The sequence below is a fragment of the Thermincola ferriacetica genome, assembly GCF_001263415.1.
Taxonomy (GTDB): Bacteria; Bacillota; Thermincolia; order Thermincolales; family Thermincolaceae; genus Thermincola; species Thermincola ferriacetica.
Genome location: NZ_LGTE01000011.1, coordinates 43,086 through 67,764, shown reverse-complemented (window position 1 = coordinate 67,764; position 24,679 = coordinate 43,086). Strand labels below are relative to the sequence as shown.

The 24,679-nt window shown below is 45.6% G+C and carries 26 protein-coding genes; 19 read left to right on the top strand and 7 right to left on the bottom strand.

Going from position 1 to position 24,679, the window contains the following annotated elements; genetic code table 11:
- Positions 1–23 precede the first annotated feature (23 nt).
- The 16 genes from Tfer_RS08595 (at position 24) to Tfer_RS08520 (ending at position 15,633) form a co-directional block, all read left to right on the top strand.
- The gene (locus tag Tfer_RS08595; protein ID WP_013121380.1) at positions 24–281 is read left to right on the top strand and encodes a DUF4321 domain-containing protein; all 258 of its coding nucleotides are present in this window, start codon (positions 24–26) and stop codon (positions 279–281) included.
- A 16-nt stretch (positions 282–297) separates the two neighbouring features.
- Entirely contained in the window at positions 298–906 is a 609-nt protein-coding gene (locus Tfer_RS08590; protein ID WP_052218069.1) for a Maf family protein, read from the top strand.
- A gap of 3 nt (positions 907–909) precedes the next feature.
- A complete protein-coding gene (gene radC, locus Tfer_RS08585; protein WP_013121378.1) occupies positions 910–1,605 on the top strand; it encodes a RadC family protein in 696 nt (231 codons plus the stop codon).
- Between the two features lie 45 nt (positions 1,606–1,650).
- Positions 1,651–2,679, top strand: coding sequence for a rod shape-determining protein (locus Tfer_RS08580; RefSeq protein WP_013121377.1), 1,029 nt, complete (start codon positions 1,651–1,653; stop codon positions 2,677–2,679).
- Positions 2,680–2,694: 15 nt separating this feature from the next.
- Complete coding sequence (mreC, locus tag Tfer_RS08575) at positions 2,695–3,555, top strand: rod shape-determining protein MreC (protein ID WP_052218068.1); 861 nt, start codon at positions 2,695–2,697, stop codon at positions 3,553–3,555.
- Between the two features lie 2 nt (positions 3,556–3,557).
- Positions 3,558–4,061, top strand: coding sequence for a rod shape-determining protein MreD (mreD, locus tag Tfer_RS08570; protein ID WP_052218067.1), 504 nt, complete (start codon positions 3,558–3,560; stop codon positions 4,059–4,061).
- A gap of 29 nt (positions 4,062–4,090) precedes the next feature.
- On the top strand, positions 4,091–6,121 hold the full coding sequence (mrdA, locus tag Tfer_RS08565; protein ID WP_052218066.1) for a penicillin-binding protein 2: 2,031 nt from the start codon (positions 4,091–4,093) through the stop codon (positions 6,119–6,121).
- A 167-nt stretch (positions 6,122–6,288) separates the two neighbouring features.
- Positions 6,289–6,810, top strand: a complete 522-nt coding sequence (minC, locus tag Tfer_RS08560; RefSeq protein WP_345786541.1) for a septum site-determining protein MinC — start codon at positions 6,289–6,291, stop codon at positions 6,808–6,810.
- Between the two features lie 26 nt (positions 6,811–6,836).
- Positions 6,837–7,631, top strand: coding sequence for a septum site-determining protein MinD (minD, locus tag Tfer_RS08555; RefSeq protein WP_013121372.1), 795 nt, complete (start codon positions 6,837–6,839; stop codon positions 7,629–7,631).
- A gap of 28 nt (positions 7,632–7,659) precedes the next feature.
- Entirely contained in the window at positions 7,660–7,947 is a 288-nt protein-coding gene (gene minE / locus Tfer_RS08550) for a cell division topological specificity factor MinE (RefSeq protein ID WP_013121371.1), read from the top strand.
- Between the two features lie 119 nt (positions 7,948–8,066).
- Positions 8,067–9,206, top strand: a complete 1,140-nt coding sequence (gene rodA, locus Tfer_RS08545; protein WP_052218065.1) for a rod shape-determining protein RodA — start codon at positions 8,067–8,069, stop codon at positions 9,204–9,206.
- Positions 9,207–9,374: 168 nt separating this feature from the next.
- Positions 9,375–10,193 (top strand): M23 family metallopeptidase, encoded by an 819-nt coding sequence (locus Tfer_RS08540; RefSeq protein ID WP_052218064.1) that lies wholly within the window; start codon positions 9,375–9,377, stop codon positions 10,191–10,193.
- Between the two features lie 17 nt (positions 10,194–10,210).
- Positions 10,211–11,077: a M50 family metallopeptidase gene (locus Tfer_RS08535; RefSeq protein ID WP_052218063.1), complete on the top strand. Its 867-nt coding sequence runs from the start codon at positions 10,211–10,213 to the stop codon at positions 11,075–11,077.
- A gap of 138 nt (positions 11,078–11,215) precedes the next feature.
- Positions 11,216–13,087 carry a TIGR03960 family B12-binding radical SAM protein gene (locus Tfer_RS08530; protein ID WP_152909013.1) on the top strand — a complete coding sequence of 624 codons (1,872 nt, stop codon included), beginning with the start codon at positions 11,216–11,218 and terminating at the stop codon, positions 13,085–13,087.
- Positions 13,074–13,739: a TIGR03936 family radical SAM-associated protein gene (locus Tfer_RS08525; protein WP_052218061.1), complete on the top strand. Its 666-nt coding sequence runs from the start codon at positions 13,074–13,076 to the stop codon at positions 13,737–13,739. The genes Tfer_RS08530 and Tfer_RS08525 overlap by 14 nt, the downstream gene beginning before the upstream one ends.
- 199 nt (positions 13,740–13,938) lie before the next feature.
- Positions 13,939–15,633: an Rne/Rng family ribonuclease gene (locus tag Tfer_RS08520; protein ID WP_052218059.1), complete on the top strand. Its 1,695-nt coding sequence runs from the start codon at positions 13,939–13,941 to the stop codon at positions 15,631–15,633.
- Between the two features lie 32 nt (positions 15,634–15,665).
- On the opposite strand, the gene Tfer_RS08515 is transcribed toward Tfer_RS08520, so the two are convergent.
- From Tfer_RS08515 to Tfer_RS08495, 4 genes are all read right to left on the bottom strand, one after another.
- On the bottom strand, positions 15,666–16,115 hold the full coding sequence (locus Tfer_RS08515; RefSeq protein ID WP_052218057.1) for a DUF6789 family protein: 450 nt from the start codon (positions 16,113–16,115) through the stop codon (positions 15,666–15,668).
- 826 nt (positions 16,116–16,941) lie between these two features.
- Positions 16,942–17,595, bottom strand: coding sequence for an alpha/beta hydrolase (locus Tfer_RS08505; protein WP_152909012.1), 654 nt, complete (start codon positions 17,593–17,595; stop codon positions 16,942–16,944).
- Positions 17,596–17,726: 131 nt separating this feature from the next.
- Positions 17,727–18,446 carry a cache domain-containing protein gene (locus Tfer_RS08500; protein WP_052218052.1) on the bottom strand — a complete coding sequence of 240 codons (720 nt, stop codon included), beginning with the start codon at positions 18,444–18,446 and terminating at the stop codon, positions 17,727–17,729.
- 4 nt (positions 18,447–18,450) lie between these two features.
- Positions 18,451–19,506 carry a 4Fe-4S binding protein gene (locus tag Tfer_RS08495; protein WP_052218050.1) on the bottom strand — a complete coding sequence of 352 codons (1,056 nt, stop codon included), beginning with the start codon at positions 19,504–19,506 and terminating at the stop codon, positions 18,451–18,453.
- Positions 19,507–19,780: 274 nt separating this feature from the next.
- On the opposite strand from Tfer_RS08495, the gene rplU reads away from it, so the two are divergent.
- Genes rplU through rpmA form a run of 3 tightly spaced genes read left to right on the top strand, consistent with a single transcriptional unit; the run spans position 19,781 to position 20,758 of the window.
- The gene (rplU, locus tag Tfer_RS08490) at positions 19,781–20,092 is read left to right on the top strand and encodes a 50S ribosomal protein L21 (RefSeq protein ID WP_013121362.1); all 312 of its coding nucleotides are present in this window, start codon (positions 19,781–19,783) and stop codon (positions 20,090–20,092) included.
- A gap of 13 nt (positions 20,093–20,105) precedes the next feature.
- The gene (locus Tfer_RS08485; protein ID WP_052218048.1) at positions 20,106–20,471 is read left to right on the top strand and encodes a ribosomal-processing cysteine protease Prp; all 366 of its coding nucleotides are present in this window, start codon (positions 20,106–20,108) and stop codon (positions 20,469–20,471) included.
- On the top strand, positions 20,468–20,758 hold the full coding sequence (gene rpmA, locus Tfer_RS08480) for a 50S ribosomal protein L27 (protein ID WP_052218045.1): 291 nt from the start codon (positions 20,468–20,470) through the stop codon (positions 20,756–20,758). Before Tfer_RS08485 ends, rpmA begins: the two co-directional genes overlap by 4 nt.
- A gap of 53 nt (positions 20,759–20,811) precedes the next feature.
- Here rpmA and Tfer_RS08475 read toward each other — a convergent pair whose 3' ends face one another.
- Genes Tfer_RS08475 through Tfer_RS08465 form a run of 3 tightly spaced genes read right to left on the bottom strand, consistent with a single transcriptional unit; the run spans position 20,812 to position 24,648 of the window.
- Positions 20,812–22,008, bottom strand: a complete 1,197-nt coding sequence (locus tag Tfer_RS08475; protein ID WP_052218043.1) for a Ger(x)C family spore germination protein — start codon at positions 22,006–22,008, stop codon at positions 20,812–20,814.
- The gene (locus Tfer_RS08470) at positions 22,005–23,090 is read right to left on the bottom strand and encodes a GerAB/ArcD/ProY family transporter (RefSeq protein ID WP_052218041.1); all 1,086 of its coding nucleotides are present in this window, start codon (positions 23,088–23,090) and stop codon (positions 22,005–22,007) included. The genes Tfer_RS08475 and Tfer_RS08470 overlap by 4 nt, the downstream gene beginning before the upstream one ends.
- Positions 23,091–23,133: 43 nt before the next feature.
- On the bottom strand, positions 23,134–24,648 hold the full coding sequence (locus tag Tfer_RS08465; protein ID WP_083436863.1) for a spore germination protein: 1,515 nt from the start codon (positions 24,646–24,648) through the stop codon (positions 23,134–23,136).
- Between the last annotated feature and the right edge of the window lie 31 nt (positions 24,649–24,679).

Genomic DNA, 24,679 nt, shown 5'->3' with positions numbered 1-24,679 from the left:
ATATTTTATGTTGGAGGCTTTAGATGAAGGGCTTGAAAAGTTATCATGGTCCCTGGGCGCTGGCGCTGTTATTTGTCATCGGCGGACTTTTGGGAAGCATAGCCGGTGAATTACTGGGTGACCGGTTCCCGCAGATTATGAAATCAATTTCTGTGGGAATTAACCCGCCCACGACTATAAACCTTAGTGTTATGTCCGTTACTCTGGGTTTTACCCTCAAAATAAATATAGCCACTGTGCTTGGTTTTTTCTTGGCGTATATTATATACCGTAAATTATAGGGCAGGGATTAAGTAAATGAAAGAAATTATTTTGGCTTCTGCTTCGCCGAGGCGCAGAGAGTTATTGGATGCCGTCGGTCTTCCTTATCAAGTACAGGTCAGTGCAATTGATGAAAAAATACCTGCTGCCATGACTCCCGCTGACACGGCCATGAATTTGGCCTTGCAAAAGGCTCAAAATGTGGCCGGTAAGTTTGCTTCCGGAATTGTAATCGGCGCTGATACTATTGTTGTTTTAAACGGCCATGTTTTAGGCAAACCGAAAGATAAAACCGATGCTGTCAACATGCTGCAAGCACTGCGAGGTACAACACATCAGGTAATAACAGGGTTAGCTGTGATTGACGCCGAAGACGGCAAGACGGTGCAAGCCTTTGAGGAAACGGAAGTTTGCTTTAAAAACATATCAGATGATGATATCAATGCTTATGTTGCCACAGGAGAACCGATGGACAAAGCCGGCGCGTACGGTATTCAGGGGTTAGGAGGATTATTTGTGGCAGGTATCAGAGGTTGTTATTTTAATGTGGTAGGTCTGCCTATTCCATTATTGGCAGAAATACTCAAAGGATTTGGCGTTGATATTCTTCGTTTCAGGAAAGATAATAATAGAGAGGGCGTTTAAATTTTGGGAGTTACCGGTTACCATGTAACAATTAAAGAAATGCCTCAGGAACTAAGACCTAGGGAGAGGCTTTTAACTGAGGGGCCGGGCAGTTTATCCAATGCTGAGCTGATCGCCATCCTGTTGGGGACCGGGACCAGGACCTGCACTGCGGTTCAACTGGCGTCCCAATTGCTCAGCGCCTTTGGAGGACTGAAGGAACTGGTGGGAGCCAGCGTGGAGGAAATAAGCAGCATTAAAGGAATTGGACTGGCCAAAGCCACCCAGGTAAAAGCTGCTTTGGAACTGGCCGGCAGACTGAGCCTTTTAGCCGGGGAAAAGAAATATACTATCAGGACCCCGGAAGATGTGGCGGGCATTCTTATGGAGAAGATGAGGCATTACGACAGGGAACATTTTCTGGCCATCATGTTAAATACAAAGAACCAGGTACTAAACATTGAAACCGTTTCCATAGGGCATCTCAATGCTTCTTTGGTCCATCCGCGGGAAATTTTTAAAAGCGCTATTAAAAAAAGCGCCGCAGCGTTAATTGTTGCACATAACCATCCCAGTGGTGACCCGCACCCCAGCAAAGAAGATATCTTAATTACCAAGAGACTGGTTGAGGTTGGTGAAATAATTGGTATAGAAGTACTTGATCATGTAATATTGGGAGATAATAATTTTACCAGCTTGAAACAAGAGGGTTTAATCTAGCGTCAAAACAAAAATCACCATAATTGAAAGGGGACCTTTAAAGAAATGTTTGGGTTGTTTTCTAAGGATATGGGCATAGATTTGGGAACTGCCAATTCATCGGTCTATATGAAGGGCAAAGGCATAGTTCTGCACGAACCTTCCGTCGTCGCTATTCAGAGGGATACGGGCCAGGTTTTGGCCGTTGGTGAAGAAGCCAAGCAGATGATTGGCCGGACGCCGGGTAATATAGTGGCCATCAGGCCTATGAAGGATGGAGTAATAGCTGACTTTGACACAACACAGAGTATGTTAAGGTACTTTATCACCAAAGCGCTGAAAAAACGCTCGTTTTTGGTGCGGCCCAGGGTGGTTGTGTGCGTTCCGTCGGGAGTTACCGCTGTGGAAGAAAGGGCTGTCCGGGAAGCTGCCCTGCAGGCGGGCGCCCGGGAAGCCTATCTTATCGAGGAGCCCATGGCAGCATCTATAGGTGCCGGGCTTCCGGTTCATGAGCCGACGGGCAATATGATTGTTGATATTGGCGGTGGAACCAGTGAAGTGGCAGTCATATCTTTGGGTGGTATCGTTACCAGCCGGTCCATACGTATCGGTGGAGATGAAATGGACGAAGCCATTATGCAGCACATCAAACGTACTTATAATTTAATGGTCGGAGAACGTACTGCGGAAGAGATCAAGATTAAAATCGGTACCGCTTACCCTTTCCCCGAAACTGAAAGCTATGAAGTGAGGGGGAGAGACCTGGTCACAGGTTTGCCCAAAACAGTAAATATTACCTCAGAGGAAGTGTATAAAGCTTTATCAGAACCGGTAAGCGCCATTCTTGAAGCAATTAAGGTGACTTTGGAAAAGACTCCGCCGGAACTGGCCGCAGATATTATGGATAAGGGAATTGTCATGGCTGGTGGAGGTTCTCTGTTAAGAGGCCTGGACAAACTGGTCAGTGAAGAGACGGGCATGCCTGTCCATGTGGCAGATGAGCCTCTCTTCTGTGTGGCTTTTGGGACAGGTAAAGTGTTGGAAAACCTTGACGTGCTCAAAAGAGTATTAATTTCGCCCAAAAAAATCAGCTAGAAAGGCGGGATCCCATTGTTCCGGTACTTGTTTAACAGGTATACAATGGGGGTCCTGGTAGTTGTTATAGGTGTATTGGTTCTTATACATTACACGTCATTCGACAGGCAGGGCCTTACCAAAGCGGAAGAGATAGTAAAAGACCTAATTTCTCCGATTCAGGCCGGGGTTATGAAGGTAACCAATAGTATATCGGGAAATATGTCGGCTCTGTTATCCTTCGGCAAAATCAAAAAGGAAAATGATGAACTGAAGAAGCAGATAGCGGAGCTGCAAAAACAGAATAACCTGCTAAAAGAGTATGAATACCAAAACCTCAGATTGAGGGAAATGCTGGACTTCAAAGATTCAATCGCCGGTAATTACCAGCTTGTTGCGGCATCCGTAATCGGCCATAACCCCAGCAACTGGTTTAAGGTCATCACTTTAAACCGGGGCAATGCGGACGGCATCAAAAAAGATATGGCGGTAGTCACTGATAAAGGATTGGTCGGAAGAATTATCAATGTGGCGGAACATTCCTCCGATGTCCTTTTAATCCTGGATAACAACAGCGCTGTAGGCGGTATTGTCCAGGTCACCAGAACGCCGGGCGTTGTAGAGGGATTATCTGATAATTCCGGCTATGTCAGGATGATTCACATTCCCAAAGATGCTCCTATCAGGGAAAACCAGGTGGTGGTGTCTTCCGGGCTGGGAGGAATATTTCCAAAGGGATTGCCTATAGGGCGGGTAGTAAGAATTCAGACTCAATCCAACGGTCTGGTAAAAGTGGCTTTGATACGTCCTTTTGTTGATTTTAACCGGCTTGAAGAAGTATTTATTATTAAGCAGATATTTGCTCCGGAAACTTCCGGCCTGGCAGAGGGGGAGTAAAGTTGCGTTACGCTTTTCTTACTTTCCTTTTTATTATCAGCTACATTATTGAATCCACCGTTTTTTCCTTTTTTCCCGTTGCCGGTGTTAAGCCGGATTTAATTTTAATTTTTGTGGTTTTCTATGCTTTGTTAAAAGGGCCCCAAGAAGGGGTTTTGGCAGGATTGATCGGTGGCTTGACAGAAGATATATTTTTCGGACACTTTATTGGGTTAAATGCCTTTCCTATGTTAGTGACCGGCTTTCTTTTCGGTCTGCTGGAAAAGAAGGTTTATAAGGAAAACTTTTTCATTCCTATTTTAACGGTTATTGCCGCCACATGGTTAAACCAAAGCCTGGTCTTTTTGCTGGGCCTAAGTATAGAAGGTTTCCCTGCTAATTATGTCGCTGTTTTCCAAAATGTTATTTTTCCCACCCTTATTTATAATTCCTGTTTATCCCCTTTTATTTACGGCAAGTTTTATAAATCTACCCAGAAGAGATTTTTCCGGCAACCTGATTATTAAAATTTGTTCAACAGGAGTGTATTATACCTATGCCAACAAAGGTAGTAAAAGTGAAATTAAAAATATTTTTAGCGTTGGTTGCGGTAATCTTTATTATCCTCATATCTCGTTTGGGGTATCTTCAGCTTATACAGACTGAACAATTCAAAACCATGTCGGAGCAGAACAGGATTAAATTTGTCTCTATCCCTGCACCGCGGGGTGAAATCAGAACCCGGGATGGAAAAGTACTGGTGAAAGACCGGCCTGTTTATAGCGTTTCTATTGTCTACCTTGGTTTAAAGAACCAGGAGGAAGTGGTAAAAAAACTGGCCGCTATTCTAGGTATGGACCCAAAGGAAATAAATGCGGCTATAAATGACGCCAATGTCAGGAAATTCGAGCCTATAAAAATAAAAAAGGATGTTCCCCTGGACATTGTTACTAAAATCGAAGAACGCCGACAGGAACTGCCGGGGGTGGAAATAAACGTGGAACCTATGCGGCAGTATGTTTACGGTAATTTTGCTCCTCATATATTGGGGTATATTCAGGAGATCAAAAAAGAACAGTTGGAGGCCAAGAAAAACGAAGGGTATAATTTAGGCGACAGGTACGGCCAGGCCGGACTGGAAAATACTTACGAAAGTGTATTGCGGGGCGTGGACGGGGACCGACAGGTAGAAGTGGACCGGAACCAGCATCCTGTTAGGGAGCTGGATATAAGGCCGCCTGTTGCCGGTAATAACCTTATCCTCAATATTGATTTTAACGTGCAAAAGGCGGCTGAGGAAGCCCTCGACAGGGTTTTGTATCGGTTGCAGACTAAGGGCACCGACAAAAAATATCCCAATGCCAGGGCTGGGGCCGTAGTGTTGCTGGACGTCAGGACCGGTAAGGTATTGGCTATGGCCAGTAAACCAGGTTTTGATCCTAATATATTTAACGGTAAAATTACTAAGGCTCAATCTGAAGCGCTTTTCAGCCCTAATAATCCTTTTCCTGCCTTTAACAACCGGGCCATGATGCCCTATGCACCGGGGTCCACCTTCAAAATGGTTACTGCAACGGCCGTTTTGGAAACGAAAAAAGCCCGGCCCAGCGATACCATTTATGACTCGGGTTCCGTATTTTTATACGGGCGTTCTTATAAATGCTGGAGACCGTCGGGTCACGGCCGGGTTGACCTGGTTAAAGCCATTCAGGTATCCTGCAACGTTTACTTCTACCAGATGGGATTAAGGGCCAAAGTGGAGAATATTGCGAAGTATGCGCTGCAGTATGGCCTGGGCCAGAAAACAGGCATTGATTTGCCCGGTGAAAAAACAGGCCGTGTGCCTACTCCTGAGTGGAAGAGACAATTAAACGAGGGGCCCCTCAAGGCGAAATACGAGAAGAAATATAAAGCCATAGAAGAAAAATATGATAAGTTAATAGCCAATGCCCAGTCTGAGCGCGAAAGAAAATCTCTCGAAAGGAAGAAAGAATCAGAATTGCGCCAGAAGCGGGCCCAGTATAAGATCGACAAATACTGGCTGGTAGATTGGCGTGAATTTGAGACCGTTATCATGGCTATCGGCCAGGGTGATAACCTCTATACTCCGCTGCAGATGGCTAATTACATCGCAACTATTGCCAATGGGGGCATACGTTATAAACCATATATTGTCGATAAGATAACTGATTATCAGGGCAGGGTTGTCAAACAGAACAAGCCGGAGGTAATGCAAAAGGTTGATGTGTCTCCGCAGACTCTGGCTGTTATTCGCCGGGGTATGGCAGCGGTAACGGAACCGGGTGGTACAGCAGCGTCGGTGTTTGCCGGTTTTCCTATAAAGGTTGCCGGTAAAACAGGAACCGCCCAGACGGGCAAAGACCCCAAAACAGGCCTGGAACGTGATAACCATGGTTGGTTCGTCGGGTTTGCCCCTTATGATAATCCGCAGGTGGCAGTAGCGGCAATTGTCGAATATGGCGGGCACGGGGGGAGTTCCGCGGGATATGTGGCCCGGGATGTTTTAGCCGCATATTTTAAAGTCAAGCAGCAGCAAAACAATAGCGGCAGGGACGCAGAGGAATAGAGCAATTTGTCTAAATTTTTGAGAAAAACGGGGCAAAAAGACCTCGTTTTTTTTCTATTTACTTGAAGGATTTGGCTCACGCATGTAGAACATTAATTTTTGAAATTGGCTGGTGAATATGGGAAATATTGAAACGTTAATGGGAATAAACCCAGGAGGGGATTCGGTTGCGGAAGAACAAAAGTTCCAAAGCTAAGAAATTATTGCTTCGGAAGGGAAAAAACAGTGAGCTTACCCTGGAAATGGACAGCGAGGGTGAAGAGATGACTTCCCAGAAAAATGACCATGGCCTCCAAACTAAAAACACTTTTGCAATCGCGCCTGATGGGGATGAAAATACGATCCTGATTAAGCGAACCCTGCGTTCCGGCCAATCTATTAAATTTGACGGCAATGTGGTTGTGTTGGGGGATATCAATCCGGGAGCCGAAGTAATTGCCGGAGGTAATATCATTATCATGGGTTCTCTGCGGGGCGTGGCTCATGCAGGAGCCGGCGGGGATGAAACTGCAACGGTTGCTGCCTTTAAGTTACAGCCCACCCAACTCAGAATAGCTAACCATATCACGAGGGCACCGGATGGAGACTATGGTTCTCCAGATCAGCCGGAAATAGCCAGAATCAAAGATGGTGTCGTAACGATCGAAGCATATCAAATCGGACAGGATAAACAAATGAAGATAGGTTAACATCACGAAAAGAGGAGGACAAAAGTATGGGAGAAGTTCTGGTAATTACCTCTGGAAAGGGAGGGGTTGGAAAAACAACTACCAGCGCCAATATTGGAACCGGATTGGCTGCTTTGGGATATAAAGTTGTTTTGGTTGACACTGATATTGGGTTAAGAAACCTTGATGTAGTACTTGGCCTGGAAAACAGAATTGTGTACGACATAGTTGATGTGACTCATGGAAAATGTCGTCTCAAGCAGGCTTTAATCAAAGACAAACGATTTGAGGGTTTACACCTGCTGCCTGCCGCGCAGACAAAGGACAAGACGGCAGTAACTCCGGAGCAAATGCAGGAACTTTGCGCTGAACTGAAAAAAGAATTTGATTATGTAGTCATTGACTGCCCGGCGGGTATTGAACAAGGCTTCAAAAACGCCATAGCCGGTGCGGAAAGGGCTATTGTGGTCACTACCCCGGAGGTTTCCGCCGTAAGGGACGCGGACAGAATTATCGGTTTGTTGGAAGCATCAGATTTAAGAAGCCCCAAACTTATAGTCAACCGGTTAAGACCGAAAATGGTTAAGAAAGGCGACATGATGGGAATTGAGGATATTATTGATATTTTAGCCATAGACCTGATTGGGGTTGTACCGGAAGACGAAATGATTGTGGTATCAACCAACAGGGGCGAGCCGGCAGTTTTGGACAATAATTCCAAAGCAGGACAGGCATATCGTAATATCGCCAAGCGGATAACGGGCCAGGATGTTCCGTTTATGAACCTGGAAGCTGAGGGAGGTTTTGTTGAGAAGTTAAAGAGCCTGATACGGTTCAGATAAAAACCCATTCGGGGAGGAGGAAAGGGTCTTGCTGGATTTTTTATACAGGGTATTTGGAAAAGAGTCCACGGCCAGTAAAAATGTGGCCAAAGAAAGATTGCGCCTTGTTTTGGTTCAGGATAGGGCCAGTGTATCGCCGCAGCTTTTGGAAAATTTGAAGGAAGACCTGATAGCGGTTATATCCAAATATATGGATATTGACGAAAAAGCGCTGGAAGTAAACTTCAATAACTTGGACGATCACAGTGTGGCTTTATATGCAAACATTCCCGTCTTAGGGATGAAAAGAATCAATCTGGAAGAAAAAATTGGGTAACCCCCAATTTTTTCCTTTTGGCGCCGGCTTTTTAATAAGTGGACTATTTAGGCTTTTCTGTTATAATTAATGTAGGGCCGAAAGGCTATTACCAAAATAACAGAGGAGCGTTCCAATTCATGTTTGTGGAAAAAAAACTGTTGAGAAATTTTGACTACACCCTTTTAATTACTGTTTTAATTATTATCGTTTTTGGCCTGGTTATTTTAAGCAGCGCCACACACATTACGGCCGGTAAAGGTGATGACCCCTTCGGTTATGTGAAGAAACAGCTTCTCTGGGTCATCATTGGTTTTATTTCCATTGCGATAGTGCTTAGAATCAACTATAACAGTTTAAGCAATTATGCCAGGTATCTTTATATATTAAATATTTTGCTGTTATTACTTGTGCCCGTAATGGGGAAAGAATCCCATGGGGCCAAATTATGGATTCCGATTGGTCCTTTTCTGCTGCAGCCCGGCGAATTTGCCAAACTGTTTATCATCATTACCTTTGCTAATTATCTTGATAAGAAGCAAGGGAAACTTGAACGGTTTGTGGATCTTATTCCATGTTTTATCCATGTAGGGATTCCCATGCTGCTTATTATGGCGCAGCCTGACCTGGGCACTGCCCTGGTTTTCATCGGTATTCTGTTTGGGATGCTGTTCATCGGTGGAGCGCGTCCGCTTCATTTGCTAATAGTGATATTAATTGGGGCATTATTGGTTGGTATTGTCTTATTTGGACAGCTCCAGTTAGGATGGGATAAACCACTCAAACCCTACCAACTGAAAAGGTTGACCATATTTGTTGACCCTTATCAGGACCCCAGGGAAGCCGGGTACCATGTTATTCAGTCTCAGGTGGCGCTGGGCTCCGGAGGACTTTTTGGCAAGGGCCTGTATCACGGGACGCAGAACCAATTAAATTTCCTTCCCGAGCAGCAGACAGACTTTATTTTTTCTGTTGTGGGTGAAGAGCTTGGCTTTGCAGGAGCCGCTTCATTGCTGTTATTGTTTTTTATACTGGTTTACCGGGGCGTGCTGATAGGGTATAATGCCAAAGATATGTTTGGCACTCTTATTGCTACAGGTATAGTATCCATGATTACCTTTCACCTGCTGGTCAATGTTGGTATGGCTGCAGGTATAATGCCGATAACCGGTATCCCGTTACCTCTGTTCAGTTATGGTGGCAGCGCCATGCTGACAAATCTCACGGCCATAGGGCTATTACTGAACGTTAACCTGCGCCGGGAAAAAATAATGTTTTAAGGAAAAACAAGCCCAAAAGGGCAGTGCCCTCTCCCTTTCAGTTTGAGGAGAAGGCACTGCCTTTTTTTCTTTGTCCGTAGCATGAAGAGAAAAGGCTTGTCATAATCAGGCAGGTTCTCCAATATAATTAATTTACCAGAGAGTTGCTATTTCATGGAGGGACGGCCTATGAGCGAAAAACAGGAAGCCTTGGTAAAACCTAAACCGCGGATAAGATTTGTTCATGATTCAGAAATTTTTTCAGAGGAGCCTCAAGCTCTTAACTACCGTAACTATTTGCCCCGGTTTCCCCAGCGGAAAAGGATTCCTTACCTGAAAAATGAACGAAATAATAAATTTCGTCTGGCCAGGCAGATTACGGTTTCTATATTGATATTTTTAATGGTTTGGGGTTTAAACAGCCTGCATTTTCCCCTGGCCAAAAAGGTTGGCAGTGGGGTGAAATACCTGCTCAACAAAGAAATGGATTTTTCTCCTGTGATAAATAAAATAGGTGAGCTGGCTTCGCCATATCTTAATTTTACTTTGCCAAATGGTAAAAACACGGTAAATGAGGAGCCTAAGCCGGTTATAACCAAGATTTCGGACCAAATTGGCCCACAACTGCCGGTAGGAGGGAAAATTACGGTTCCCTACGGATGGGTCTTTGATGACAGTAAGCAGTTTTTTGAATTTCACCGGGGTATTGATATTGTGGCAAAGGCCAATCAAGACATTAAGGCTGTCGCGGGTGGAAATATAGAACGTATTTACATGGGCGACAAGGGGGAAAAGTGCATCTTAGTCAGGCACGATGAGCAGTTGATGACAAATTACGTGAATGTAGGCGAAGTTCTGGTCGAAAAAGGGGAAGAAATTCATGCCGGGCAGGTAATCGGCAAAGTTGCCGGTGACGGTGAGGACAAGGAAAATCATTTGCATTTTGAGGTAATCCGGTTTGGTAAACCCGTCGATCCCTTCAGCGTCTTTACAGCGGCAACCCGTTAGCCTTAGGAAGTGTCAACATGAAAATTGCCAAGGTTTTTGGGATTAATGTCAAGGTAAATACCTTTTTTCTGGTTTTATTTTTAGTGCTAATTCTGACCGGAAAGTACCGGGAAGGCTTAATTGTTTTCGGCGTGGTCCTCTTACATGAGCTGGCTCATGTGGTCACCGCCTTGAACTATAAATTCCGGGTTACAGAAGTGGAACTACTGCCGTATGGGGGAGTAGCCAAGCTAGAACAAGGGTTGGAGGGAGATCCTTACGCGGAAATATTTATTTCTTTAGCCGGGCCTTTAGCAAACTTCCTGATTATCGGTTTGCTTTACATGCTGGAGGGGTTAGGGATATGGAACCAACGGTGGGTTCCTTTTTTTATCGAGTGTAATCTCACCTTAGGCCTTTTTAACCTCCTTCCGGCCTATCCTTTAGACGGCGGCAGGATTTACCGCGCTCTTTTAACGGAAAGGTTCGGCCTGACAGGAGCAACTGACCGTGCCCGGAAGGTTTCCCTTATTCTTTCCCTGCTCATGGTTTTCCTGGGTGTAGGCAGGTTAGTTCTTGGGTTAAACGGCATCAATTTGATTGTGATAGGAGTTTTTTTGGCCTTTGAAAACTTTCGGGACAAAGGTTCAATCATGTTTGCCTTTATCAGGTACCTAAACCGTAAGCAACAGGACCTGCCTGTCCGCCGGTTAATGCTTGCCCGGCATGTGGTTGCTCTGGAAGATGTGCAATTAAAGGAACTGGTGCGGCATTTTGTACCCCAGAAATATAACCTGGTCGTGAGGGTAGACAGCGGGCAGCGGATTACCGGGGTCTTTTCAGAGCACGAGATTATAAGTAAACTTTTGGAGGGAAAAATAAACATGACCTTGGGAGAACTGTAGAAATGAAAAAAGGAAATTATAACTTTTTGTAGAAACTTTTTAAAGCGCTTCCAGCCTGATTAGGCTCAAATTTGGGTATATTAATCTGAGGAATTACTTCTGATAACCAGGTAAACACTTGATGCAGGAGGCTTTGCTATGATGCGTGATTTTATTCGGAACCGGTTACTGCCGAAAGTTCTAAAACCTGCCCGTTATTTGGGGACAGAGCTGAATTCTATACATAAAGATTGGGATCGGGTGGACCTGAAAGTGGTTTTCGCTTTTCCCGACGTTTATGAAATAGGTATGTCGCATCTGGGGTTGAGAATACTGTACCATGTAGTTAATAAACGCCCGGACACCTTGATGGAAAGGGTATTTGCCCCCTGGGTTGACATGGAGGAATTGCTCCGGCAGCAAAATATACCACTTTTCGCCCTGGAGTCATATAAACCGGTAAAGGAATTTGATATAGTGGCCTTTACCCTGCAGTATGAAATGAGTTTTACCAACATCCTGAATATGCTGGACCTGGCCGGTATTCCCGTAAGGGCCGGGGATAGGGACGAATCCTACCCGCTGGTAATCGCGGGCGGGCCTTGTGCCTACAATCCTGAGCCTTTGGCTGACTTTATTGATGCTTTTGTTATCGGGGAAGGGGAAGAGGTATTCTACGAGGTTTTGGATGTCGTGAAAACAGCCAAACAGGAAAAACTCTCCAGAACCGGCCTCCTGGAACGGTTGGCCCAGGTGCAGGGAGTATATGTGCCGCGTTTTTACGACGTGGATTATAAAGACGATGCTGCCATTGCCGGGATCAGACCCAATAACCCCAATGCTCCGGCGAAAGTCACCAAGCGCCTGGTCAGAAATATTGATGAAGCTGATTTCCCTACCAGTCCTATTGTGCCGTACCTGGAGGTGGTGCACAACCGGATCATGCTTGAGGTGCTCAGAGGCTGTAGCAGGGGCTGTCGTTTCTGCCAAGCGGGTATGATTTATCGCCCGGTACGGGAGAAAAGTCCGGAGACCTTACTGCGGCAGGCCGAGGAACTGGTGGCAAATACGGGGTACGATGAGATTTCTTTATCTTCCCTGAGCACCGCCGACTATTCCTGTGTGGAGGAAACCCTGAAGAAATTGTTGGATATCTATAGTGGACATGGAGTCAACGTTTCCCTGCCGTCCCTCAGAGCAGATGCTTTTTCCATAGAATTGGCCAAAGAAGTCCAGCGGGTCAGGAGGCCCACACTGACTTTTGCGCCTGAAGCGGGGACCCAAAGACTCAGAGATGTGATTAACAAAGGCGTGACTGAAGAAGACCTACTGGCTGCTACCGGTGCCGCTTTCAAAGAAGGGTGGACGGCTGTTAAGCTATATTTCATGATTGGTCTCCCCACGGAAACAGAGGAAGACCTACGGGGTATTGCCGAGCTGGCCGGCAAGGTCGTAGCTTTGGGTCAGCGCGAACTTGGCGCAAAGGCAGGCAGGCTGAAGGTTACCGTTAGCGCTTCTTCCTTTGTACCTAAAGCTCATACGCCTTTTCAGTGGGAACCTCAGAATGATATTGATACTTTAAAAGAAAAGCAAAGGTTTTTAGCCGGCTTGTTAAAAAACAGGAAAATTAAATTTAACTGGCATGATGCGGAACTGAGTTTTTTGGAAGCAGTGTTTTCGCGGGGGAACCGAAAAGTGGGCCGGGTACTGGAGGCTGCCTGGCGCAGGGGATGCAAATTCGACAGTTGGAATGAGCAGTTTTCCTATGATAAATGGATGGCCGCCTTTGCTGATGTGAGGTTAACTCCGGAAGCTTTTGCCTGCCGTAGATTTGGTGTGGAGGAAGTTTTACCGTGGGATCATATCGATGCCGGTGTCGGTAAGAAGTTTTTAGCTAAGGAATATGAAGCCGCTCTTAAAGGAGCGACTACCCTTGATTGTCGTTTTGACAGGTGTACAGGGTGTGGGGTCTGCCCGAATCTGGGAGTCGATTTGGACATTAAGGGGAGGGAAGCCTGTGGCCCGGTATAGGTTGGAGATTTGTAAAGGCGAAGAGGTGCGGTTTATATCCCACCTGGATTTTATGAAGGCTTTTGAAAGGGCATTGCGCAGGGCGAAGATTCCGGTGGCTTTTTCCGAAGGGTTCAACCCGCATCCGAAGATAGCCTTTGCTTCAGCATTACCCGTCGGGGTAACCAGCGCCTGTGAACTGGTAGATTTAGAATTGCAGGAAGAACTACCGGCGGCGGAGGTTAAGCAGCGTTTGGAAAAGGCGCTGCCTCCCGGCATAAAGGTCAACGCAGTGAACCGTTGTCATGACAAACAACCCGCTCTGATGGCAGTTATCAACCGTTCCGAATATCTGGTGCGTGTGCAGGCCATTCCGGACGCAGTTATACATTATCAGTTATTGCAGGAAGCTATTAAATCCTTCCTTGGAAAAGATGCGCTTGTTGTGGAAAAAAAGACCAAGAAAGGCTTGCGGGAGAGAGATATCAGAAAAGGAGTATATTCTTTACGGGGTTGGCTGGAGGGGAACGATATTATGCTGGAAATGGTTTTGCAGACAGGTACGGAGGGTAATGTCCGACCGGAAGATGTTTTAAGCGGACTAATTTCCCTCGGCCTGCCCTTGGATAAAGATTTTGCCCGGGTGCACAGAACCAGGTTATTCAGTGTGTGAAAGCAATTTAAACCACAGAGTACGCAGAGGACACGGAGAATTGTAAAAAGTGTTTCTGCGTGTTCTCTGTGCCCTACCCTGGGAATAAACATTTTCATTCTCTGTTGGTGGCGCGTTAGCGGCATGGAAATCTCTGTGGTAAATAGTTTTCGCCTGCGTTTCACCATGATATTTGTTGGTCGTAGAAGGGGGTGATAATTTGTTAAAGGAGATACTGGTCAATGTACGGGAAGAGGAAACCAGGGTAGCCGTTTTGGAAGATAAAGTAGTCGTGGAAATATATATAGAAAGATCCCTGAACCAACGGCTTGTAGGCAATATATATAAGGGAAAGGTGGAAAATGTGCTGCCCGGTATGCAGGCCGCTTTTGTAGATATTGGCTTGGAAAAAAATGCCTTCCTGTTTGTGGAAGATGCGGTGCCGCCCCGGACGACAACAGACGAAGAGGCTAAAAGCAATTACCATGTCAATATAACCGATGTTTTGAAAGAGGGCCAGGAAATTTTGGTTCAGATTGCTAAAGAACCAATTGGCACTAAGGGGGCCAGGGTTACTACTCATATTACATTACCGGGCCGATACCTGGTATTAATGCCTACCGTAGACTACATAGGAATTTCCCGGCGAATAGAGAATGAAAGTGAGCGGGAGAGGCTAAAAGCCCTGGCGGAAAAAGTAAAGCCGGCGAATATGGGGTTGATAGTCCGGACCATTGCCGAGGGTATGGACGAAGAAGAACTGGTACAGGATGTCACGGTATTGACCAAGTTATGGAAAAAGATTCAGAACCGGTCATGTCACGGTCCGGTCCCTAACCTGATACATAAGGACCTGGAATTGGTCCAGCGCATTTTGCGCGATATTTTCACAGAAGATATTGATAACCTGGTTATTGATTCCCGTTATGAATATGAAAAAGTACTGGAATTAATGGAGCTTACAACGCCACAGTTAAAGAGCAGAGTATCCCTTTACGAACAGGATAATTTATTTGAAAAGTTTGGCGTTGACGAGGAAATTGAAAAAATTCTTAAGCCCAGGGTGTGGCTTAAGTGTGGAGGATATATTGTTATTGACCAGACAGAAGCCCTGACAGCTATAGATGTAAATACGGGCAAATATGTGGGGTCCACCAATCTGGCAGATACGGTATTGAAAACCAACCTTGATGCCGCCGTAGAGATAGCCCGCCAGCTTCGGTTGAGAAATATCGGAGGCATTATCATCGTAGATTTTATTGATATGCCTGACCAGGAACACCAGCGGATGGTACTACAGAAACTGGAAGAGGAAGTACGCAAAGATAAGACCAAGACCAACGTACTTGGCTTGACACAATTGGGATTAGTTGAGATGACCAGGAAAAAAGTCCGGCAAGGACTGGAGAACGTCTTGTTAAAACCATGCCCTTATTGTGACGGCCGGGGTAAAGTTTTATCAGAAGAGACAATAAGCATTCGGGCGAAGAATGAAATTTTTAAGCTTGCCCAGCATACCAGTGCGGAAGCGATTTTGGTTGAGGTCCACCCATCAGTAGCTTCTCTGCTGATAGGCAGCGGTGGTGCTCAACTCAGGGAGTTGGAAGCCAAAACGAAGAAAAGTATCCTTATCCGGGGATGCGAACACTACCACCAGGAAGTTATAAATATCAGGGCTCTCTATTCCCAGTCAGAAATTGAGGCTATAGGTGTTCCCGTACGCCCTGGGCAGATTTTGGAGGTCAGAATTGAGGAACCGCATGCTTCCAACGTATACGACGGTATAGGCCGGGTTAACGGTTTCATTGTGGATGTGGAAGGCGCCAGTGCTTTAATCGGGGAAACGGTCCCGGTGGAGATAACCAAGGTTTACCGGACATACTGTAAAGCGCGGGTTGTAGACTTGCACAAATAGGTCTGTTTTTAGGCATCTCCGGTAAGTTTCTGTTACGTCCGGGCAAAGGTTTTCGGATGATACCGGTAGATTATCCATGCTGTAATGATACCATAGGGAATATGAATAAGCATAATGAGTATATTGTCGATGAATTTATCCTGCATGCCAAGATCCAAAAATTTGCCGATAAGGCCATTCACGACGAACCAGCAACCCAGTCCCAGGATAGCACCTTTTAAGACAGGGTAGCTCAGTCCGGTTTTTTCCAGGATGACAAGGAAAATTAAACCTACCAGACTGCCGCATATCAGGTGTGCAATAACGCCAATGGTTCCTCCGGCCAGGGTACCGAGCAGGTTTTGGGGGACAAATAACTTGGAAATACCGAAAATCAATTCCATTTGGACGCCTGGTATCAAATTAAGCAGGAAGTTTAAAATAACCATAACCACTGCTCCGGCCAAACCGGCGACAACGCCCAGGAAAAATCGGTCAGTCATAATTTTACTCCTTTCACTGGGCTTAGTATTGGTAAAAACCAGATTTAATATGCGCATAAAAATGTTCGCTTTATTGCAAACTTTTTCCGTGGCATCCCCTAACGGCTCAGTCGGGAAAACCGCTGCACATAAAGTAACCGTTGCTTAGAAGTTACGGGCAGAGACAGTGTAAACTCCGTTCGGTTGAAATCGCCGAACCCGGCCAAATCGTCATCCGTGACTCAATGGCCGGGTTTCCGACGTCCGTGTCGGAAACGGCAATTTCAAGCCCTCACTGTCGTAAACACAGGCTTGCCGCCCTCCACTAAGTCGCAACTTGTTACTTTAATGTGCAGCGGTTTTTTGATATTCTGCAGAGTAAATACTAAAGCCTCAAGCCGGTATTTTCGCCATCCTTGGACATGTGGGAACTCATGCCTGCTCTGTCTCGGGTAAGGGAGGAAGCGGCCGTTGCCCGGTGAAACATTTCAGAACACTAGCCGCTGTACTGGTGGAAGGGTGGGGTGGGGTTCTCCGGCTACCGTTGAGGAGCGACTGCGCCCGCAAAGCCGCAGCCGGGCAGGCAGAGGGTTCCCGCATGTCCGAAGATGGCGAAGGCCGCCGGGAAGTCCGGCGCTCAAACTGGTTGAGTGGCCCGGACGGGAGGCGGCCTAACTTATTAGAAATGCAATATGAGCCATCGAGTTCGGGAACACTGCCTGCCGGGCCAGGTTTTGCAGCACCAAGCTCCCGGTAACGGAGGACCCCACCCACCCTTCCTTGATTGGAAAGACGTAGCCTCGGAGCAACGTGTGTTTTACCTCCACAGCGGCACCGTGCAGCGTTCCTATTTAACAAAATCTTTGACTTTCTCGATTATCTGCCGGTTAATCTCTATTGTTTCCGCATAATTGCCGACCAGGTGCAGCCCATGGTCTGCGCCCTCGTAACAATCGATCCGGGCGGTGGGAAAAGTCGTCCTGGCTGTTGTCTGGTCACAATAGGGGTCATTACTGCCAAAAACAAGATAGGCTTGTCTAACTTTTTCATTGAACTCTACCCAGGCCGGGAAAACACCGTCATTTTTATTTACATATAACACAGGAGTAAGCAGGATAACTTTATGAAAGCGCCTGTTATGTTCGACCACCAGGTTGCACGTCGCTATAGTGCCCAAAGATTTGGCGCATAATACGGTATTTTCTGCTTCATAACCCAGGCTGGCCAGGTAATCCAGCACAAAGCGGGCATCATTGGTGGCATGGTTATGGTCGTAAGGTTGGCCCAGGTGCCTGTAAGTGTAACCTCTGTACTCGGCTTTGACGGCGAAGAAGCCCTGTTCGGCGGCCATGCGCCAGAGGAAGTCCAGCAGAAAATGATTAACAGTGTAGCCCCGGCCCGGTAAAATCAGGAAGGCTCTGTCGGGTTTTGCTTTTTTGTGCATGGTAAAAGCTTCGATGGGTCGACCGTCGGCAGGAATTTTAATCTCTTTGGTAAGCATATGTTTCACTCCTTGTCCGGTTGTAAGTAAGGGTGTATTAATTATTTCAATTTCTACGTTGTTTTGGCTATACCTGCCGATAAGAGGAAAAATCAGTGGCCGGTAACGGTGTATTGTGCCAAAGGCTTTTATCACTGGACAATGGAAACGCTCATAACTGCAACGGTTTTTCCTTTTGCTTTGATCGGCATAAATATTTTCTGGTAAGTGATTATCCCTATTGAAGAAGTATTTGTCAGTACCGCTTTACCACTTTTCATGACCTGGGCTACGGTATCCGGCGTAGGATAACCGGCTAATAGCGGTCTGCCGCTTGGATCGGTAACAGAACTGGAAATCCTGGTCTGGCCGACATAAATTGAGACCATGCTGCCCTTGTAGAGACCGGCAACTTCTTTTGCAATTCTGTAGTTACCGTTTTCTATATAGGAACCTTTTTGAAGAGTAGTTCCGGATACCTGCCAATCTCCGGGGAATTTTTGGTCCAAATATTTGGTTATGTAGGAGGTAACTTCATCTATATTGATTGGTTCCTGGTTTATATTTTCCTGTTCAGAATGGCAGAATTTGCAGTCAAAGTTCTGTTCCTGGACGTGCTTTTCATGAACATATTCAGAAGTTGCGGACCACCGGTATTCGTGGCAGCTACTGCAAAGAGTTTCTCTGGGCATTTTAAGATACATGCCTAAATTATGGCATGAGGCGCAAACGCTTACTTCCGTATTACCGGCGATAAGGGTTTTGGTTGCTTCCACGACATCAAAATATTGTGCAAGACTTAAATACAGTGCGGCTAAGATCACCAATATTATTGAAAAAACAATGCCCTTCCTTTTCATTTTACTATTCATTTTACTAGAACCCTCCCAACATCTGCTGGTATAGTGATTTAAAATCAGATATGTCCAAACTGGATTCCCAGTGTCCTGTAAGCATTCCAATAACAATTACTCCGAAAAATACTGCTAGTACACCAACAGAATATACCAAGGGGCTAACCTGCAGTTGCCCGAACGCCGTAAACTTCAATGTATCCGGTTGGGGGCAGGTGGAGACGCATGAGGTGCATCCTATACATTCGGTAGAAATTACAATTTGATTTTTTTCTTTTATATTTACTTTATTTGGACAAACTTGGTTACATTTATTGCACTTGATACAACTGTTATTGTTTTTCTTTAAAACAACCGGACTAAAAATACCGATGATACCAAGGAGTGCACCATAGGGACATAAATATCTGCACCAAAAGGTTTTAAACAAAAAGGACAAAGACATAAGAATGATAATAACCAAAATACCTACCAGACCAATATTCAAATAAAATTCTAACATTTTGATGTCGCTGATTTTGTAAAATGGTGTCTGCATAAAAATTTCCGCCTCGGTGGTTGGTAGAAAAAGGAGTAACTTTAGTATCACCAGCAATGTCACGTACTTTAAAACCAGCAAAAGTATGTCCAGCCATTTGGGCATCATTAGGTTTCTACCCATTACTTTTTGACCTAACTTGCCCAGGTATTCGGACAAGGTTCCAATAGGACAAATCCATGAACAGAAACCCCTCCTGAATATCCACGCTGTCAATAAAATTGCTATGAATATTACCAGTCCCGCTGGGTGGACGGAATCAATTTCTCCAGTTACAAACATCACCTTTGAAGCAACAACCGCGGCAAAGGGTAAAAATGCCTCGACAACCGGTGGGCGGTATGGGGCAAGAATTTCACCATTTCCTCGAAGATATTCATAAAAACCATAGAAGTTCCACCCTGCATAAATCATTACGCCTATTATAAAAAACTGGCATACCGCTCTGAATGTTATGTTTGTCACAAACTTGGTTAATACAGCAGGCCTAATTCTTATTTTTTCGGTTTTTTCTGTGGATACTATTATTTGATTGTTCATCTTTCCAGCTCCTTTTCTTTAGTTGGCTTGATTAAAGTTTAGCTATGATATATGCCCACTTCGTGAACATTTTGTGAACGTTTTGTGAACATTTTGCGTCCTCCGTATTCCGGCGCACAGCCAATTTAACAGCCTTGACAAAGCCAGCTACTTCATTTAAAATGTTATATTGTAGGCACATTAGGCGGCTTGTGCCTGAAAACCGCTCGAGGCAGGCTTTTCCAAAACGCTTTGCGTGCCTGGAATCGGCGAGTACAGTAAGGGAGGTGTCGCTATGTACGCTATCGTTGCGACTGGAGGCAAGCAGTACAGGGTTAAGGAGGGAGATGTGCTCCTGGTAGAAAAACTCAACGCTAATGAGGGCGAAACCCTGGAGATTAAGGAAGTGCTTGCCGTTAGCAAAGATGGAGACCTGAAAGTGGGTACTCCCCTGGTAGAAGGCGCTAAAGTAGTTTTCAAGGTCTTGGGACAAACTAAAGGCAAGAAAATTATTGTTTTCAAATATAAGCCCAAGAAGAACTACCGTAGAAAGGCCGGACACCGCCAGCCTTATACCAAGGTAGTGGTAGAGAAAATCGAGGCTTAATCAGGTTTGGTTTATGATTAATGTGGATGTTTTTTATAATAACCTGGGCCAGGTAATCGGCTTTGAAGCTAAAGGGCATGGCCTGGGGCCTGACCGAATTGAAAAATACGATTTAATTTGCTGTGCCGTTTCTGTTTTAACCATAACTACGGCTAACGGTATTACCGATTATTTGCAGGTACAGCCCGCAGAATTGTCCGTTGACGACGGCTGGTTACGGTTGGTTTTGCCCACTGCACCAGATGGCAGTCTGGCTCTGGATGACCGGCGAAAGGGCCAGATAGACGCCTTGCTGGGGTCAATGGTTATGGGCTTGGAGGAACTGGTCAGGGACTATGGCGATTATGTTCAGTTGAAAAAGAGGAGGTGGACCTCATGATCAAGTTAAATCTACAATTGTTTGCTCATAAAAAGGGAGTCGGCAGTTCCCGTAACGGCCGTGATTCTAACCCCAAGTATCTGGGCGTTAAGCGTCATGACGGCATGGTTGTAACTGCCGGGAATATCCTGGTTCGCCAAAGGGGGACCAAAATTCATCCGGGGAATAACGTCGGCAAGGGCAAAGACGATACTCTCTTTGCACTTATTGACGGCGTAGTAAAATTTGAGCGTAAAGGCAAAGATAAAAAACAGGTCAGTGTATATCCGCAGGCTGTATCTCAATAATCAATGAAGGTATGTTTGTACACGAAACGCCTTTGGCTTTGCCAAAGGCGTTTTCATTTTGTGGTGCCGATGTATTGTACCTGTGCTTTTACCTGGATATCAAAGGTTGCGAGGGGAAAGTATTTATCCCGCCATTCGCTTTTTGTCTTTTTCCATGCCTTGTACTTTTTCTGTTTTACCTGAGTAATTAACTGTGCGGCATCGGCCTTATATTTCTGGAGCCTGGTCAGGGTATGCCTGATATTTGTCTCCGTGGTTTTACTTACTTCGGCGCTGACTTTTTCCAGAAATGCCTGGGAGCCTGCGTCGCGAAACCTGGCAGACTCTATTTCTGCCACATTCCCTTGCAGGTACGTTTCTAACCGAAAATGGAAACGGCCTTTTTTGATTTCCGGGTAAATCAGTGTTTTGGCCTGCCGGACCTCATAGGTAATGATTTCCTCTGGATGATCGGGACACGTAAAAGTAACCACGCCCCCTTTGAAGTTATTATTAACCATGTTAAGGGCTGCTGTTTCGAGCTCGTTCAGTTGTCCCACCATTTTGTTTTTTCTGATAACCACAGCGCCGGCATTTTTTATTTCATTTCTGGCATTTCTGACCAGGGGAAGGGCAAAATCCTGATCGGCATAAAGATATTCGGAAATATCGCCTAAAGTTACGTTAAACAGCATACGCCCCGTTTTGTAGTTATTCTGTGATATGCCCCACAGGTACTGAGACGAATAACTATCTATTTGCGGGATCACGGAGAGGATATCCCTCGCCTTTTTTTCCGCCACAAATAATCTTACTGCAGGGCGAAATTCAATGTCCCGCAACATAAAATCCAAAAAAGGTACGATATTTTGCCGGGCTAAGTCCTGGCTGATCACTACGGCAACCATATCATCATAAAAGGGCGGGTATGCTGAACGGGTAGCCAGTTCCCTGTTCATTTCCATGAGGGAATTACCTTCCACAGACAGGTTCCAGGTTGCTTTCTGTTTTCCGACACCGCCGCCTCCTGCCCCACCCGCGATCGGCTGGCCCAGTTTCCAAATTGGGATTTGAGCGGTCATGACGTATTTTTTTTTGCCCGACTGCGGACGCATTTTTTGCACGGGTGTGAGGGTGTCTTGCAAATCCTGATAGGTGTCCAGAGCCAATCCTATAATGTAGCCCCTTTGCTCAATTTCCCGCATATCCCAGCATCCGGAACAAAGCAGTGTAAAAAGCATCGCTATAGCTACGAAGACATTTTTTTTCATTTGCTTTTCGCTCCTTTTATAAAGGTAACCAATACCATTACCGGCGGCAGGGCGAAAAATATAAGAATCCCCACAAAATCTGTATAAAAATTTAAAGATAAATTTTGTAATACGTTTTTAGGACTTGAAGATATTATGATTATGGAAACGGCCAGCCCCAAATATATCGCCGTTTCTTTAATCTTTGGCAGGTATCCCGAGATGCCGGTTGCGGCAATATAGAATTGTACCACTGTGGTGGAATAAGAAATAGGCACCCAAACCAATGTAAAAAAGGTATCCATTCTCTCGATTAGCGAGCCGGGAAACTGTACTCCCCGGGCCATGGACAAAACGGGGTATAGACTGTGTTTTAATTCTTCGGTTCCGAAATATGTAGATATGGTTATCATCAAAAAGGTTAGTAATAAGATAGACAAAACAAGACCGCTCAACAGGGGAAGGGATGTTTTTGGGTTTTTGGTAAAAGGCATAAAAAATCCTATCAGACTGCAGCCGATAAAGGCTTGCATGACTACCGGCACGCCCGCAAACACCCGCCCTATGCCTTCGGGGAGAATGGGCAGCAGGTGTCCCCAGTCGGCTTCCTTCATTGGCAGAATAATGACCAGAAGCACCCCTGAAATTATACCCGGTAAAAGGATATCAAAGACCTTGCACATGGCGGCAACCCCTCCTTTGGCCAGATAGGCAACTGCCAGTATGTAAGAAAAAATAATAATGGCCAAAGGAGTACTTTCTAACAGGTAAGTCTTGATCCCGTCGGCGAACATCCGGGTAGATAAGCCCAGATAGAGCAGAATGTAAATTAGTGTTACTAATGTTATTACATGGCCCCAAAATTTCCCCAAAACCCGGGGCAAATACTGAAAAAGGTTTTTTTGGGGAAACTTTGCAGAAACATAATAGTAGCTGAAGGCGCTCAGCAAGGTAACGGGGCCTGCAGTTAAAAAAGTAATCCAGCTATCCTGCTCAGAAACCTGGGCCACCAAACGTGGCAGTACAAGTATGTGGGTGCCTATGACACTACAAATGATAGCGCTAAACCACTGCCACTTCGTAATTACTTTGTTATTCCGCATGAAACTTGCACTCCTTTTTATCCAAGGCTTGGGGATTATCCGTTCATTTGCCCGTTAACCGCTTGGGAGTCCTGATAATGGTATCCAGGGACTTCTTGCTGAAGGGTGTGATACCTTCCATATAACTGGCGCCCATAGTTTTTAACTGGCACAGATGGGCGAGGGTGGTTAACCAGGCCAGGACCAGACCGTAAAAGCCAAGGAATACGGCGGATAAAATAAAAGGCACCCTGATGAGCCTGGTGGCCAGGTTAAAGTTATATGCCGGAAGGACAAAAGAACTAATGGCTGTAATGGAAATAATGATAACCATAATCGGGCTGATGATTCCTGCCTGGACGGCTGCCTGGCCGATAACCAGACCGCCGACAATGCCGATAGTTTGGCCTACCGGCTGGGGCAATCTGATGCTGGCTTCCTGCAACAGTTCCAGAATAGATTCCATCAGCAAAGCTTCCACAAAGGCCGGAAAAGGCACCGTCAGGCGAGTTGCCCCTATAGAAAAAGCAAGGCGCATGGGCAGCAGTTCCGGGTGATAAGAAATAATCGCTATATAAAGGGCGGGCAGGCTTGTGGAAATAAAAGCAGCCAGGAAACGGGTCCACCTGATAATGGTGCCAAACTGCCAGTTTTCATAATAATCTTCGGCACTTTGAAAAAAAACGGCCAGAGGCGCCGGCGCCAGCAGGACCATGGGAGAACCATCCACAATAATGCCGACTCTGCCCTCTATGATACTGGCCACTACTTTATCGGGCCTTTCCGTATATTGTAATTGCGGGAAAAAGGAAAGGGGATTATCCTTGATATAATCTTCCAGCATACCTGAATCCTGCAGGTTGTTTATGTTTAAGCTGTTAATCCGGTGGAGCAGTTCATTTAACACCTGCTGCCGAACTTTTTTCCGGTGATAAACAACAGCTATATCAGTTTTAGATTCGTTGCCGATGTTCATCTTTCTGAAAGTTATTTCTGGGTTTCGGGAGCGCCGCCTGATCAAGGCCATATTAATGGTTAATTTTTCTACAAAAGCAATCTGCGGGCCGCGGACAATACGTTCAGAGTGTGGCTCGGCCGTTTCCCTTTCTTTCCAGCCTTTGGTTTCAAAGACGTAAATTTGACAGATTCCTTCCAATAATACCAAGGTATCTCCAGACATCAACGACAAAAGGGCTGCATGCAAATCATCAACCAATTTGCTGCCCCCTACAGGCACTATTTCTTTATCAATCTGGTCCTTGCGGATGGCCGGTTCTGTTTCTCCCAGGCTGTGGATCAGGATATCATCCCGCAAAAGGGCCGGCAACAGGACATTATTTACTATGTCGTTGTTGACCATGCCTTCCAGGTACAGCAAGGCTCCTTCAATGCCCGCCAGGTCGGCATTGCTGAATTCCCGGATAATGAGGTCATCAGAATCATTTAAAACTTGTTTGAACCAGGTCAGGTTTTTTCTGACTGCAGGGAAAGGAACCAGCTTTTCTTTCGTCTCAGAAGACTGGTTGTTGTTTTTGTTTTTTACAAGTTGTTTAGCCATATGTTTTAACAACCGGAACATTTATGTCTTCCCCTCACACCTAATTTTTAAA

Bases quoted from the DNA above. Each gene is read 5' to 3' on its own strand.
- Tfer_RS08595 (WP_013121380.1), top strand. From the start codon at position 24: ATGAAGGGCTTGAAAAGTTATCATGGTCCCTGGGCGCTGGCGCTGTTA.
- Tfer_RS08590 (WP_052218069.1), top strand. From the start codon at position 298: ATGAAAGAAATTATTTTGGCTTCTGCTTCGCCGAGGCGCAGAGAGTTA.
- Tfer_RS08580 (WP_013121377.1), top strand. From the start codon at position 1,651: ATGTTTGGGTTGTTTTCTAAGGATATGGGCATAGATTTGGGAACTGCC.
- mrdA (WP_052218066.1), top strand. From the start codon at position 4,091: ATGCCAACAAAGGTAGTAAAAGTGAAATTAAAAATATTTTTAGCGTTG.
- minD (WP_013121372.1), top strand. From the start codon at position 6,837: ATGGGAGAAGTTCTGGTAATTACCTCTGGAAAGGGAGGGGTTGGAAAA.
- rodA (WP_052218065.1), top strand. From the start codon at position 8,067: ATGTTTGTGGAAAAAAAACTGTTGAGAAATTTTGACTACACCCTTTTA.
- Tfer_RS08540 (WP_052218064.1), top strand. From the start codon at position 9,375: ATGAGCGAAAAACAGGAAGCCTTGGTAAAACCTAAACCGCGGATAAGA.
- Tfer_RS08535 (WP_052218063.1), top strand. From the start codon at position 10,211: ATGAAAATTGCCAAGGTTTTTGGGATTAATGTCAAGGTAAATACCTTT.
- Tfer_RS08530 (WP_152909013.1), top strand. From the start codon at position 11,216: ATGATGCGTGATTTTATTCGGAACCGGTTACTGCCGAAAGTTCTAAAA.
- Tfer_RS08515 (WP_052218057.1), bottom strand. From the start codon at position 16,115: ATGACTGACCGATTTTTCCTGGGCGTTGTCGCCGGTTTGGCCGGAGCA.
- Tfer_RS08505 (WP_152909012.1), bottom strand. From the start codon at position 17,595: ATGCTTACCAAAGAGATTAAAATTCCTGCCGACGGTCGACCCATCGAA.
- Tfer_RS08500 (WP_052218052.1), bottom strand. From the start codon at position 18,446: ATGAATAGTAAAATGAAAAGGAAGGGCATTGTTTTTTCAATAATATTG.
- Tfer_RS08495 (WP_052218050.1), bottom strand. From the start codon at position 19,506: ATGAACAATCAAATAATAGTATCCACAGAAAAAACCGAAAAAATAAGA.
- rplU (WP_013121362.1), top strand. From the start codon at position 19,781: ATGTACGCTATCGTTGCGACTGGAGGCAAGCAGTACAGGGTTAAGGAG.
- Tfer_RS08485 (WP_052218048.1), top strand. From the start codon at position 20,106: ATGATTAATGTGGATGTTTTTTATAATAACCTGGGCCAGGTAATCGGC.
- rpmA (WP_052218045.1), top strand. From the start codon at position 20,468: ATGATCAAGTTAAATCTACAATTGTTTGCTCATAAAAAGGGAGTCGGC.
- Tfer_RS08475 (WP_052218043.1), bottom strand. From the start codon at position 22,008: ATGAAAAAAAATGTCTTCGTAGCTATAGCGATGCTTTTTACACTGCTT.
- Tfer_RS08470 (WP_052218041.1), bottom strand. From the start codon at position 23,090: ATGCGGAATAACAAAGTAATTACGAAGTGGCAGTGGTTTAGCGCTATC.
- Tfer_RS08465 (WP_083436863.1), bottom strand. From the start codon at position 24,648: ATGTTCCGGTTGTTAAAACATATGGCTAAACAACTTGTAAAAAACAAA.